The 13,049-nt window shown below is 71.1% G+C and carries 10 protein-coding genes; 3 read left to right on the top strand and 7 right to left on the bottom strand.

The window, feature by feature from the left end:
• Positions 1-117: 117 nt before the first annotated feature.
• The 5 genes from ACWEVN_RS13685 to ACWEVN_RS13665 are packed head-to-tail and all read right to left on the bottom strand — an operon-like array spanning position 118 to position 4,665.
• Positions 118-711 carry a Uma2 family endonuclease gene (locus tag ACWEVN_RS13685; RefSeq protein ID WP_452051436.1) on the bottom strand — a complete coding sequence of 198 codons (594 nt, stop codon included), beginning with the start codon at positions 709-711 and terminating at the stop codon, positions 118-120.
• A gap of 22 nt (positions 712-733) precedes the next feature.
• Positions 734-1,363: an acyltransferase gene (locus tag ACWEVN_RS13680; RefSeq protein ID WP_449685621.1), complete on the bottom strand. Its 630-nt coding sequence runs from the start codon at positions 1,361-1,363 to the stop codon at positions 734-736.
• Positions 1,350-2,546, bottom strand: a complete 1,197-nt coding sequence (locus ACWEVN_RS13675; RefSeq protein WP_452051435.1) for a glycosyltransferase family 4 protein — start codon at positions 2,544-2,546, stop codon at positions 1,350-1,352. Before ACWEVN_RS13675 ends, ACWEVN_RS13680 begins: the two co-directional genes overlap by 14 nt.
• 32 nt (positions 2,547-2,578) lie before the next feature.
• Positions 2,579-3,508 (bottom strand): NAD-dependent epimerase/dehydratase family protein, encoded by a 930-nt coding sequence (locus ACWEVN_RS13670; protein ID WP_310968172.1) that lies wholly within the window; start codon positions 3,506-3,508, stop codon positions 2,579-2,581.
• Between the two features lie 23 nt (positions 3,509-3,531).
• Complete coding sequence (locus ACWEVN_RS13665) at positions 3,532-4,665, bottom strand: DegT/DnrJ/EryC1/StrS family aminotransferase (RefSeq protein ID WP_452051434.1); 1,134 nt, start codon at positions 4,663-4,665, stop codon at positions 3,532-3,534.
• Positions 4,666-4,791: 126 nt separating this feature from the next.
• On the opposite strand from ACWEVN_RS13665, the gene ACWEVN_RS13660 reads away from it, so the two are divergent.
• Both ACWEVN_RS13660 and lhgO read left to right on the top strand, forming a co-directional pair.
• A complete protein-coding gene (locus ACWEVN_RS13660; RefSeq protein ID WP_452051433.1) occupies positions 4,792-7,905 on the top strand; it encodes a BTAD domain-containing putative transcriptional regulator in 3,114 nt (1,037 codons plus the stop codon).
• A gap of 11 nt (positions 7,906-7,916) precedes the next feature.
• A complete protein-coding gene (gene lhgO / locus ACWEVN_RS13655; protein ID WP_452051432.1) occupies positions 7,917-9,107 on the top strand; it encodes an L-2-hydroxyglutarate oxidase in 1,191 nt (396 codons plus the stop codon).
• Here lhgO and ACWEVN_RS13650 read toward each other — a convergent pair.
• Both ACWEVN_RS13650 and serS read right to left on the bottom strand, forming a co-directional pair.
• Positions 9,104-10,105, bottom strand: a complete 1,002-nt coding sequence (locus tag ACWEVN_RS13650) for a DUF3558 family protein (protein ID WP_449685616.1) — start codon at positions 10,103-10,105, stop codon at positions 9,104-9,106. The two genes, lhgO and ACWEVN_RS13650, sit on opposite strands and share 4 nt — an antisense overlap.
• Positions 10,106-10,169: 64 nt before the next feature.
• Positions 10,170-11,429, bottom strand: coding sequence for a serine--tRNA ligase (gene serS / locus ACWEVN_RS13645; RefSeq protein WP_449685615.1), 1,260 nt, complete (start codon positions 11,427-11,429; stop codon positions 10,170-10,172).
• 118 nt (positions 11,430-11,547) lie between these two features.
• On the opposite strand from serS, the gene ACWEVN_RS13640 reads away from it, so the two are divergent.
• The gene (locus ACWEVN_RS13640; RefSeq protein ID WP_449685614.1) at positions 11,548-12,843 is read left to right on the top strand and encodes an aspartate aminotransferase family protein; all 1,296 of its coding nucleotides are present in this window, start codon (positions 11,548-11,550) and stop codon (positions 12,841-12,843) included.
• The last annotated feature ends 206 nt before the right edge of the window (positions 12,844-13,049 follow it).

Below are 13,049 nucleotides of genomic sequence, written 5' to 3'. Positions count from 1 at the left end.
ATCACCTCGTTCCGTCCTTCCCAGCGACGGCCGGGGCGGGGAAAGGTTGCTTCGCCGATCACGCCGGCGTGTGCCGAAGCTCATCGAAACGTTGCGTAACCGATATCTCGCGCTGGGTCACCGAGGACTAGAGTCCTGCGTGCGGTTCCGTGCGAAGAGACTTCGCCGCCGGGAGGATCGGGCGGTTTCACGACGGCGGCGCCGGCGTCCGGCGCCGGTGCCGCCGTCATCCACGTCAAGGCCGCTGGGCGCGGCGGGTGGTGAGGGCGTCCAGGTCGATGGTGAGCGGGCTACCGGCGAATTCGATCTCGGCGACGCCGGAGAACTCGCCGAAGTTCTCGTAGTCCCCTCGATCAGCCGGTCGGTCCGCCGGGTGCCCTCGGACAGCACTTCGACCACCAACCGGACGTCACCGGCATCGAGCCGGGCCGGATTGGTTTCCACCAGAGAGCTCGGCGCAACCAGGACATCGGGCACGCGCACGGTGAGAGGCGCCGCGGAAACGACCATCTCGACGCCGCTCAGCGCAGTGAAGCCGTGCGGCAGCCACTCGTCCACTCGGTAAGCCAGCCGGGCGGTGGCGCCCTGGTGGAGCAGTCTCGGACGCGGCGCCACCAGGAGCACCCCTTCGACCACTTCGACGTGGTACTCGGAGATCTCCGGAAGGCCGCACCAATCGTCGAGAGTCAGCAGGTCACGCGGCCATTCCATGGCACGCCAGTCTGCCTGGTCGCTACTCTGCCGAGTAGTCGCCCGATGGGGCTCCCCAGCCCGAAGTGTTCTGCCCTTGTGACTCCGCGATCTCCCGCCGCCGGGCGTTCTCCGCGCGCACACGGTCCACTTCGGACTGGATGTACTCCTCGTCGTACCGCTGGAACACCCGGGCCGGATTCCCCGCCACCAGGGTCCGCGGCGGGACGTCCTTGGCCACCACCGAATTCGGCTGGACCGTCGCGAAGTCGCCGATCGTCACGCCGGCCATGATCACCACCAGGCCGCCGATGAAGCAGCCCTTGCCGATCTTGACCGGCTTGCGCTCGATCAGGTCGCTGCCCGAGTGGTTCTGCAGCGTCATGTTCGCCAGCCAGCTCGAGTGCGTGAAGATCAGCGTGTTGAGCCCGATGCTGGTGTGCTCGCCGATCTCCAGGCCGCCGCTGGCGTCCAGCGCCGCTCCTTCACCCACCCAGCAGTGGTCGCCCATCTTCAGGTTCTCGGGGCTGATGATCTTCACGCGTTCGCGCACGCGGCACGTCGAGGGCAGCCCGTAGAACTGCGCGCGCTCGGCGTCGTTCATGTACTGCGAGACGAGCTCGGTCAGGATCTGCGGGCGCAGCCGGTGGCTGCGCTCGTCATCGAAGAACATCGGCTTCCGACACCAGCTTCTCGAAGGTCCTGAGGTGCTCTTCCGCGACGACGTCGAGGCCGAAGTTCGACCGCACCAGTTCGCTCTCCCGCTGCGCGATCAGGGCCCGCTTCTCCGGGTCGTCGAGCAGCTCGATCACCGTGCGTGCCACGGCTTCCGCATCGTCCGGGCGGACCAGCAGCACGTTCTCGCCGTTGCGCAGCTCGATGCCCGGGTAGTTGTCCTCGGTCACCGACGCGATCGTCGCCGTGCCCGACAGCATCGCCTCCAGCGACGCCGTGCCGCAGCCGCCGTTGAGGTCGTGGGTGACGATGTCCGCCGCCGCGAAGTACGCCGGGACGTCCTCCTTCGGCACCGCGCCCGTCACCACCAGCGCGTCCGACACGCCCAGCTCGCCGGCCCGCTTCAGGAAGGCGTCGTGGTACACGCGGCCGACGACCACCACCCGGACCCCGGGGTGCTTGTCCAAAATGGACGGCAGGGCCTCGATCAGCGGCAGCCGGTTGCGCAGCGGGATGACGTGGCCCAGCGACACGATCAGCGGGGCGTCGCCGATCCCGTGCTCCGCGCGGACGTCCTTCGTCACCGGCTTCGCGAAGTGTCCCGTGTCGACGGCGATCGGGAAGTACTCCGAGTTCGCGTCGCTCGTGCCGTACCGCGCGACGCAGTAGTCGACGCCCAGCTTGTCCAGGATGACGTACTTCGGCCGCAGGTACGCCAGGATCGGCCGCACGAGAACCGCGTCGAGCAGCCGGAACACACCGCCGTACAGCTTGTTGTCGCTGATCAGCAGCGTGTGGATGGTCAGCAGGGCCGGGACGCCGTGGCGCCGCGCCCAGATCCCGGCCAGCCACGACAGGTCGAAGAACTGGCCGTGCAGGTGGATCGCGTCCGGCTTGAACTCGTCCAGCAGCTTCCACAGCCGCCGCCAATTGCCCGGCCGCAGGGACGCGAAGCTCATGTCGAAGTCGATCGACAGGCCGATCTGCGGCATCTTCACCGCGGGGAGGCGCACGACGCGGTAGCCGTCCCGCTCCTCCTCGGCCGGGGCGTCGGCGTACGCGGCCGTGATCGCGAGGACCTCGTGCCCGGCCGCGGCGAACTGGCCGGCCAGCGACGCCGCCATGTGCGCGCTGCCGCCCACCCGCGGCGGGAAGAAGTTGTTCACCACCGCGATGCGCATGGCACGCCCTTGCGCAGGCCCCGCAGTGGTGCTCACTCGGTTTCCTTGACCAAGTCCCGCATGCCGTCCTCGACGGTGATCCGCGGCTCCCAGCCGAGCACGTCCCGCGCCCGGCTGATGTCGGCCGCGCGCCGCGAGACCAGCACGTCCCGGTCGTTGAACAGCGGCTCGACGTCGACGCCGACCGCCTCGATGAGGATCTTGGCCAGCGCCGCGATCGACGTGTCGATGCCGGTGCCGATGTTGATCGGCACATTCGCCTTCTCCGACTCCAGCGCCGCGACGACGGCGTGCGCCAGGTCCGTCACGTGCACGAAGTCCATCGACTGGTCGCCGCGGCCGTCGATGATCGGCGGCTGGCCGTTGCGCAGGCGCTGGATGAAGTGGTTGATCACCGACGTGTAGTAGGCCTCGATCTTCTGGCCGGGGCCGTACACGTTGAAGAACCGCAGCGCGTTCCAGGACAGGCCCTTCTGGCGCTCGTAGAAGCCGAGCAGGTCCTCGCCGGCGCGCTTGGAGATGCAGTACGGCGTGAGCGGGCGCAGCTCGTCGTCCTCGTGCATCGGCAGCCGCTTCGGGTCGCCGTAGACCGACGCGGTCGAGGCGAACACCAGCCGCTCGACGCCCTCGTCGGCGGCCGCCGCGAAGACGTTGTGGTTGCCGATCATGTTGATGTCGATCGACTCGTGCGGGTCGGCGATCGACTTGTTGATCGACACCGTCGCGAAGTGGATGACGTGCGTGCAGCCGCGCATCGCCTCGCGCACCGCGCCGCCGTACCGGACGTCCTTCTCGACCAGCTCGACCTTGCCGGTGGCGACGAACTCGTTGACGCGCGCGCGGTCGCCGCGGGTCATGTTGTCGAAGATCCGGACCGTGTAGCCGCCCTCGATCAGCAGCGGGATCACGTGCGCGGCGATGAAGCCGCCGCCCCCGGTGAAGAGCACCTTCTTGTCGGACACCAATTTCTCCTCGGTCGGCGGCTTCAGGACAGGGACTGCACGGCTTCGCGCACGACCTCGGCGACCCGGGTGACCTCGGCGTCGGTGAGGTTGGCGTGCATCGGGACGGCGAGCTGGCGCGCGAACGCGTCGGCCGAGACGGGCAGCGGGGCCTGAGGCCCGTAGATCGGCTGCAGGTGCGAGGCGTAGGTGCCGAAGTTGCACTGGACGCCCTGGGAGCGGATCCGCAGGGCCAGGGCGTCGCGGCTGACTTCGGGCGCGACCGTGAGCAGGTAGGCCTGCCACGGGTGCTCGCGGTCGGGCAGCTCCACCGGCACGGTCAGCGCGTCGACGTCGGCGAAGGCCTCGTGGTAGCGCTTCGCGACCGAGCGGCGGGCGGCGAGGAGGTCGGGGAGGCGGTCGAGCTGGACGTTCATGATCGCGGCCTGGACGTCCGACAGGCGGAAGTTGTAGCCGAGCTCGTGGAACTCCGGGATGGGCAGCGTGTCCGAGCCTTCGCGGCTGATGGCCGGCTCGATGCCGTAGGTGTGCAGCTTGCGGGCGCGGGCGATGAGGTCTTCGCGGTCGGAGACCAGCGCGCCGCCCTCGCCGGCGGTGATGCCCTTGCGGCCGTGGAAGGAGAACGCGGCCAGGTCGGCGAGGCTGCCGGCCGGGCGGGTCTTGTACGTCGCGCCCGCGGCGCAGGCGGCGTCTTCGAAGAGCCAGAGGCCGTGCTTGTCGGCGATCGCGCGGTACTCGTCGAAGTCACCGGGCTGGCCGGCGACGTCGACCGCGAGGATCCCGACCGTCTTCGGCGTGATCAGGGCTTCGACGTGCGCCGGGTCCGCGCTGAAGACGTCCGGGCGGATGTCGGCGAACACCGGCTTCGCGCCGGCCTGCACGACGGCGTGGCCGGTCGCCGGGAACGTGTAGTCGCCGACGATCACCTCGTCGCCCGGCCGGACGCCGAGGACCTGGAGCCCGAGGAAGAGCGCCGAGCCGCAGTTCGCGGTCGTCAGCGCGTGCGCCGTGCCGGTGACCTGGGCGAACCGCTCTTCGAAGCGGCGGCAGGCCGGGCCGGCACCGGCGAGCCAGCCGGAGCGGAACACCTCGGCTACGGCAGCGAGCTCCTCTTCGCCCACGGTGGGTTGACCTAGGGCAATGCTCTCGGACGACATACCTCTCCCATTGCGTGGGGACCCGGCGAAGTGTATAGACGCACGCTCAGGTGATTCACAGGACCACGCCGAACTCCCGTTTGGAGTGACGCCCACCGCAGGTCGGGGACGTCTTAGGCTGGGTCCATGCGATTCGGGGTGCTGGGGGCCGTCGCCGCGTGGCGCCCCGACGGCGCGGCGGTGGCGGTGGGCGGCCCGCGGTCGCGGACGCTGCTGGCGTTGCTCGCTCTCGACGCCGGGCGGTTCGTCCCGGCCGACCGGCTGATCGACGGCATGTACGGCGAGCACCCGCCGGACGGCGCCGCGAACGCCCTCCAGTCGCAGGTGTCGCGGCTGCGGACGGCGCTGAAGGACCTTGCGCCGGTCGAGTTCACCGCGGCCGGGTACCGGCTCGTCGTCGCACCGGACGAAGTGGACGTCCACCGCTTCGAACGGCTGGCCCGCGACGGCCGCGCGCTGCTGAAGAACGGCGAACCCGCGCGGGCCGCGGAGGTGCTGGGCGACGCGCTGGCGTTGTGGCGCGGGCCCGCGTTCACCGACCTCGCGGACGCGCCCTTCGCCGCCCCGCAGGCCACCCGGCTCGAGGAGCTGCGGGCGGACGCCGTGGACGACCACGCCGAGGCCCGGCTGGCGCTCGGGCAGGCCGAAGACGTCCTCCCCGGCCTGCGGGAGACCGTCGCCGCGCAGCCCCTGCGGGAACGGCCACGGGCGCAGCTGGTCCGGGCCCTCGCCGCCGCGGAACGGCCGGCCGACGCGCTCGCCGCGTTCGAAGACGCCCGCCGCACGCTGGCCGACGAGCTGGGCGCCGATCCCGGCCCGGAGCTCGCCGAAGCGCACCTTGCGGTGCTTCGCGGCGAGACCGAGAAGCCGGTCCTGCCGGCGATGCCCGCGCAGCTGACCAGCTTCGTCGGCCGCGACGCCGAGCTGCGGCAGGTGGCGGACCTGCTCGGACGCGCCCGGCTCGTGACGCTGACCGGCCCGGGTGGCACCGGCAAGACGCGGCTGGCGGTCGAGGTCGCCACGGCCCAGACCGGCCCGGTCGCGTTCGTCGAGCTCGCCCCGCACGGCGGCGGTGCCGTCGCCGGCGCGGTGCTGGCCGCGCTCGGCCTGCGCGAGAGCTCGCGCGGCGGCCCGCAGGACCCGGTCGAGCGGCTGGTCTCGACGTTGCGGACCCGCGAGGTGCTGCTGGTGCTGGACAACTGCGAGCACGTCGTCGAGGAGGCGGCCCGGCTGGTCGCGCGCCTGCTCGCCGCCTGCCCCGGGCTGCGGGTACTGGCCACCAGTCGCGAGCCGCTCGGCATCACCGGCGAGCAGCTGGCGCCGGTGCCGCGGCTGGCCGTCCCGCCGCCGGGGACGTCCGCGGCGCAAGCCCGGGACTTCGCGGCCGTCCGGCTGTTCGCCGAACGCGCGGCCGCGAGCGATCCCGCGTTCACGCTCGACGAGTCGACGATCGGCGACGTCCAGCACGTCTGCGCGGCCCTCGACGGCCTGCCGCTGGCCCTGGAGCTGGCCGCGGCCCGCGTCCGGTCCCTCGAGCTCGGCGAAATCGCGGCCCGGCTCGACGACCGGTTCCGGCTCCTGGCCCGCGGCAGCCGGACGGCCGAGGCGCGGCACCGCTCGCTGCGCGGGGTCGTCGAGTGGAGCTGGGATCTGCTGACCGCCGAGGAACGGGAGCTGGCCAGGAGACTCGCGGTGTTCTCCGGCGGCGCGACCGCCGCGGCCGCCGCCGAGGTGTGCGGCGCGGACGTCGACCTGCTGCCGGAACTGGCCGACAAGTCCCTGGTGGAGGCCGTCGGCGGGCGGTTCCGGATGCTGGAGACGATCCGCGCGTTCGGCGCCGGGAAACTCGCCGAAGCGGGTGAAGCGGAGACGTTCCACCGCGCGCACGCCGAGTACTTCCTGCGGTTCGCCGCCGAAGCGGACCCGAAGCTGCGGACCGCGGAGCAGCTGGACTGGCTGGCCCGGCTGGACGCCGACTACGACAACCTCCTGGCCGCGCTGCGCTGGTCGACCGAGCACGACGTCGTGCTCGCGCTGCGGCTGGTGACGCTGCTGGCGATGTACTGGTGGATGCGCGGGCGGCGGTTCGAGGGCGCCGGGCTGTCGCTGGCCGTCGTCTCGCGGACCCCGCCGGAGCTGCGCGAGGAGTACGTCGAGGAGTTCCTGGTGTGCGTGCTCGGCGCGCTGTCCGGGCATCCGGACGAGTCGCTGGAGCAGTACCTGCCGCTGGTCCGGCGGTACGCGGCGGACGGCGGCTGGTCGCCCCGGAACCCGATGCTGGTGATGCTGATGGGCGTCGTCGTGGGGCCGCCCGGCGACGACGACGAGCTGATCGGCCGCGGCGAAGGCCTGCTGGCGACCGGCGACGCCTGGGCGTGGGCGCTGCTGCCGATGGGCATGGGCCTGCGGTCGATGATGTCCGGCGACCTGGCGGCCGCCGAAGAGGGCCTGCGCGAGGGCCTGGCGCAGTTCCGCGCGCTGGGCGAGCGGTGGGGCTTGTCGATGGCGCTGGACCACCTGTCCCAGCTGCTGACCTGGCGGGGCGAGCACGCGGCCGCGTTGCCGCTGATGGACGAGGCGCTCGGCCTGATGCACGAGATCGGCGCGACGGACGACGTCGCGGACCTGATCTGCCGCCGCGCGTGGAACCACCTGCTGTCGGGCGAGCACGCCCGGGCCCGTGCGGACTACGAGCTGGCCGCGGCCACGGCCCGCCGGTCGGGCATGCCGGAGACGCGCGCGGCGGCCTGCGTCGGGTTGGCGAACCTGGCCCGGCTCTCGGGTGACCTGGCGGCGGCCCGGTCGTGGTGCGAGCAAGCGCTGGCGGAGTGCCCGGGCGGCTCGTTCGCGGCGGAGACGGTCCGCGCGATGACGATGATCGCGCTCGGGTGGCTGGCCGTGGCCGAAGGACGTCCCGCGGAAGCAGCTCAGCTGCACCGGTCGGCGTTGCTGACCGGACGCCGGTGGCACGCGGGCGACGTGGTGGCGTTCGCCTTGGAGGGCTTGGCCGGGGTGGTTCCCCCGGACCAGGCGGCCACGCTCCTGGGCGCGGCGGCGGGCGTGCGCGGGACGTCGATCGCGGGGGACCCGGACGTGTCGGCGCTGCGGGGGCGAGTCGTGGCGGCGCTGGGCGCGGACGGTTTCGAACGCGCGTACGCGACGGGGTCGGGGATGAGCGCCCAGAAGGCCTTGAGCGCGGCCGGACTGACCGGCTCACCAGGCCCTTCCCCGCTCGCGTAGCCTGATCGACCGTGCGCAACGTCGTAGTCGTCGGGGGCGGGATCGTCGGTCTGGCCGTGGCCTGGGAGCTGACCAGGCGCGGGCTGGACGTCACCGTCCTGGAGAAGGAAGCCCGCTGGGCGGCACACCAGACCGGGCACAACTCGAACGTCGTGCACGCCGGGCTCTACTACAAGCCGGGTTCCTTCAAGGCGCGGATGTCGGTCGCCGGCAATCGGTCCATCGTGGACTTCGCGCGCCAGTACGGCGTGCCCGTCGAAGTGTGCGGGAAGCTCGTCGTCGCGACCGACGAACGGGAAATCCCCGCGCTCGACACCCTGGCCGAGCGAGCCGAGGCCAACGGCGTCCCGGCGAAACGGATCTCGCCCGCCGAAGCGCGCGAGTACGAGCCCGAGGTCGCCTGCGTCGCCGCGCTGCGCGTCGAATCCACCGGGATCATCGACTTCCCGGCCGTCTGCCACGCGCTCGTCCGGCTGCTCGACGAAGCCGGCGTCGACCTGCGGCTGAACGCACCGGCCGTGGCCATCCGGGCCGGGAGCACCGGCGGCGTCGAGGTCGCGACCGGCGACGACGTCGTCCAGGCCGACGCGCTGGTGAACTGCGCCGGCCTGCACTCCGACCGCGTCGCGCGGCTGGCCGGGCTGACGCCGTCGGCGAAGATCGTGCCGTTCCGCGGCGAGTACTACGAGCTCAAGCCGGACCGCCGGCACCTGGTCAAGGGCCTGATCTACCCGGTGCCGGACCCGACGCTGCCGTTCCTCGGCGTGCACCTCACGCGCATGCTCGACGGCAGCGTCCACGCCGGCCCGAACGCCGTGCTCGCGCTGCGCCGCGAGGGCTACCGCTGGCGCGACTTCTCCGCGAAGGACGTCGCCGAGGTCGCCGCCTTCCCCGGCGCCTGGCGGCTCGCGAAGAAGTACGCGTTCCCGACCGGCCTCGACGAGGTCCGCCGTTCGTTGTCGAAGAAGCGGTTCGCCGCGAGCCTCGCCCGGCTCGTCCCGGCCGTCACCGAGGCCGACATCGTCCGCCATGGCTCCGGTGTGCGCGCCCAGGCGATGCGCCGCGACGGCTCGCTCGTCGACGACTTCCTCATCGAGACCACGCGCGACCAGGTGCACGTCCTGAACGCGCCGTCGCCGGCCGCGACGAGCGCGCTGGAGATCGCGCGCCACATCGCGGACCAGGTGTCCTCGGAGAACTAACCCGGCAGGTTCGCGGTCACCAGCGGCAGGCCCTGCTTCACGAGGTCGCAGGTTTTCGTGTCGTCGCCGACGAACCCGCTGACCACCTGCACCGACGACGTGTCGGTGATGGCGAGGGTCGCGCCGCAGGTGACCCGCAGGCCGCCCATGTTCGGGAACAGGCCCCACTTCTTGCCGCCGACGTCGACGGTTTCGGTCGGGGTGACGCCCTTCGCTCCCGGCCAGTCGCCGACCGGCGTGCTCGGGCCGAACCAGACCTCGAACGCCTTCTGGCCGCCGTCGCCGTCGGTGTCGTCCCAGAGGCAGAAGGACGCGTTCGGCACCGTGGACGAGGTGTCCTTCTCGCCGGTGGGCGAGATGTCCTTCAGCTGGGCCACCTGGTCGGGCTTCAGCATCGCGCACGGGTCCGCCGACAGCAGCGGGCCGCCCGGCTCCGGTTTCGCCGACGTCGTCGGTGTCACCGGCGGCGCGTCCTGGCCGCCCGGCAGGTGGGCCGCAACCTGCGGGATGACGACCTTCGCCAGCTCACACGACTTGTCGAGCTTGCCGGCCGAGACGCTCACGTAGGCGAACGACTTGGCGCCGAGCAGGGCGTAGTACGCGCAGTCGTCCGGCAGGATCGAGGCGTACTGCGTCCAGTTCAGCCCGCCGATCTGCTCCGGCCCGGACTTCTTGACGGCGCCGGAGATGTACTCGTTGAAGTCCATGTCCGAGGCGACGCCGACGTTGAGGACGGCCGACGGCTCGACGTCGTCCTTCGAGCTCCACAGGCACATCGGCGGCTGCAGCCGGTCCTTGTTCTCCTTCACGGAACGGCCCGGCGACTGGTAGCCGAGGGCGTCGACCTGCGCCTGGTCGAGCAGCGCGCAGGCGTCGACGGCCGTGACGACCGGGCCCTGGCCGGGCACCGGCGACGCCGAGCCGCCGACCGTCACCGTGCAGCCGGTCACCACGGTCGCGGCCGCCAGTGCGACCGCGACCTGCCACTTCATCCGCATGAGTCCTCCCGTTCGGCCCGGACACTACTGGGACGAACGGAGCAGCACCGCGGATCCGCCCGATTCAGCGAGGTGTGAGGACGTCCTTGCCGCCGACGAACGGGCGCAGCGCCTCCGGCACGCGGACCGAGCCGTCCTCCTGCTGGTGGTTCTCGACGATCGCGACGATCCACCGGGTGGTGGCCAGGGTGCCGTTGAGCGTGGCGGCGATCTGCGGCTTGCCGTTCTCGTCGCGGTAGCGGACGGACAGGCGGCGGGCCTGGAACGTCGTGCAGTTCGACGTCGAGGTCAGCTCGCGGTAGGTCTCCTGGGTCGGGATCCACGCCTCGCAGTCGAACTTGCGGTGCGCGGACGTGCCGAGGTCGCCGGTCGCGGTGTCGATCACCCGGTAGGGCACCTCGATCTTGGCGAGCATCTGCTCTTCCCAGCCGAGCAGCCGCTCGTGCTCGGCCTCGGCGTCCTCCGGCTTCGCGTAGACGAACATTTCCACCTTGTCGAACTGGTGGACGCGGATGATGCCGCGGGTGTCCTTGCCGTACGAACCGGCTTCGCGGCGGTAGCAGGACGACCAGCCCGCGTAGCGCTTCGCGTCGGTGAGGTCGAGGATCTCGTCGGAGTGGAAGCCGGCCAGCGGCACCTCCGACGTCCCGACGAGGTAGAGGTCGTCGTCCTCGAGGTGGTAGATCTCGCTCGAGTGCTGCCCGAGGAAGCCGGTGCCGGCCATGATCTCCGGGCGGACCAGCGACGGCGTGATCATCGGCGTGAAGCCGTTCTCAAGGGCCTGCGCGATGGCCATGTTGAGCAGGCCGAGCTGCAGCTGCGCGCCGACACCGGTGAGGAAGTAGAACCGCGAGCCCGACACCTTCGCGCCGCGTTCCATGTCGACGCCGCCGAGTCCTTCGAGCAGCTCGAGGTGGTCCTTCGGGGCGAAGCCGAGCTTCGTCGGCTCGCCGACGTGCTTGAGGACGGTGAAGTCGTCCTCGCCGCCGACCGGCGCGCTCGGGTGGACGAGGTTCGGCACTGTCCGGAACAGCGTGTCGAACTCCTCCGACGCGGTGTTCTGCTCCACCTCGGCCGCCTTGACCTGCGCGGCGAGCTCCTTGGCGGTGGCCAGCAGCCGCTGCTTCTCCTCCGGCGGCGCCTTCGGGATCTGCTTGCCCAGGAGCTTCTGCTCGTTGCGCAGCTTGTCGGCGGCCGCGATCGAAGACCGGCGCCGGGTGTCGAGGGAGAGCAGCTTGTCGACCACTCCCTCGTCTTCACCACGGGCGCGCTGCGACGCGCGCACGGCTTCCGGGTCTTCGCGCAGAGTCCTGGGGTCAATCACGGGTCAGAGGGTAGTCCGTACAGACTGTGCGTCCCTACTGGGTTATCCCGACAGTCTGATCGTTGAAGCCCTGTTCACGGCCTCCTCATACTCGCTTGAGACCCCGAGGAGGCGTTCGATGACCGATGAGCTGCTCGCCCGGCACCGCGCAGTCATGCCGTCCTGGATGTCGCTGCTCTACGAGGAACCGATCGAGATCGTGCACGCGCACGACCGCCGGATGACGGACTCCCAGGGCCGCACGTACCTGGACTTCTTCGCGGGGGTGCTGACCAACTCGATGGGCTACGACGTCGCCGAGATCGGCGACGCGGTCCGCAAGCAGCTCGACACGGGCATCCTCCACACCTCGACGCTGTACCTGATCAGGTCCCAGGTCGAGCTGGCCGAGCGGATCGCCGCGTTGTCCGGGATCCCGGACGCCAAGGTGTTCTTCACGAACTCGGGCAGCGAGGCCAACGACACGGCGTTGATGCTGGCCACGCAGTACCGCCGCAGCAACCAGGTGCTGGCGATGCGGAACAGCTACCACGGCCGCTCGTTCGGAACGGTGGCGATCACCGGCAACCGCGGCTGGTCGGCGTCGGCCCTGAGCCCGGTGAAGGTCAACTACGTCCACGGCGGCTACCGCTATCGAAGCCCGTTCCGGTCGCTCTCGGACGTCGAGTACATCGACGCGTGCGTCGCGGACCTGGTCGACGTCCTGGACACGGCCACCGCGGGCGACGTGGCGTGCTTGATCGCCGAGCCGATCCAGGGGGTGGGCGGCTTCAGCCTCCCGCCGGACGGCCTGTTCCGGGCGATGAAGGAGGTCCTGGACGAGTACGGGGTGCTGTTCATCTCGGACGAGGTCCAGACGGGCTGGGGCCGGACGGGCGAGCACTTCTGGGGCATCGAGGCCCACGGCGTCACGCCGGACATGATGACGTTCGCGAAGGGGCTGGGCAACGGCCTCGCGGTGGGCGGAGTCGTGGCGCGCGGGGACGTGTTGGACTGCTTCCAGGCCCAGTCGTTCTCGACGTTCGGCGGCAACCCGGTGTCGATGGCGGGCGCGACGGCCGTCTTGGACTACATCAAGGACCACGACCTCCAGGCGAACTGCGCGGCCCGCGGCGAACAGCTGCTGTCGGGGTTGCGCGCGTGCGACTCGCCGATCGTCGCCGAGGTCCGCGGCAAGGGCCTGATGATCGGCGTGGAACTGATCAAGCCGGGCACGACTTCGCCGAATGTCGCGGCAGCGGCGCGGATGCTGGAGGAGACGAAGAAGCGAGGGTTGCTGATCGGCAAGGGCGGCCTGCACGGCAACGTCCTGCGGTTGGGCCCCCCGATGACGCTGACGGCGGACGAAGCCCAGGAGGGTTTGGCCATCCTGGTGGATTCCCTGGCGGCCACGCACGCGGCGCTGGCGGAGTGACGGCGGACGGGCTCACGCCGGCCGGAGCCCGTCCATCAGTCGGCGCTGACGTCGGTGCGGAGATCACCGGCGTCGATCATCCCGAACGGAAAGCTCGTCATAGACATGCGAAGCTGGGTGGTCATCCCGTCGCCTGAGGCCGTGAAGATCGCTTTGAGCCGGGCCCGCAACCCACAGCGCGGGGCTGGGTGACGGCGCGGGCTTGC

The sequence above is a fragment of the Amycolatopsis sp. NPDC003861 genome, from assembly GCF_053605405.1.
Note: the sequence above shows the minus strand (reverse complement) of the source record. Positions and strands in the feature narration are given on the sequence as shown.

Bases quoted from the DNA above. Each gene is read 5' to 3' on its own strand.
- ACWEVN_RS13685 (WP_452051436.1), bottom strand. From the start codon at position 711: ATGGAATGGCCGCGTGACCTGCTGACTCTCGACGATTGGTGCGGCCTT.
- ACWEVN_RS13680 (WP_449685621.1), bottom strand. From the start codon at position 1,363: ATGTTCTTCGATGACGAGCGCAGCCACCGGCTGCGCCCGCAGATCCTG.
- ACWEVN_RS13675 (WP_452051435.1), bottom strand. From the start codon at position 2,546: ATGCGCATCGCGGTGGTGAACAACTTCTTCCCGCCGCGGGTGGGCGGC.
- ACWEVN_RS13665 (WP_452051434.1), bottom strand. From the start codon at position 4,665: ATGTCGTCCGAGAGCATTGCCCTAGGTCAACCCACCGTGGGCGAAGAG.
- ACWEVN_RS13660 (WP_452051433.1), top strand. From the start codon at position 4,792: ATGCGATTCGGGGTGCTGGGGGCCGTCGCCGCGTGGCGCCCCGACGGC.
- ACWEVN_RS13650 (WP_449685616.1), bottom strand. From the start codon at position 10,105: ATGCGGATGAAGTGGCAGGTCGCGGTCGCACTGGCGGCCGCGACCGTG.
- ACWEVN_RS13640 (WP_449685614.1), top strand. From the start codon at position 11,548: ATGACCGATGAGCTGCTCGCCCGGCACCGCGCAGTCATGCCGTCCTGG.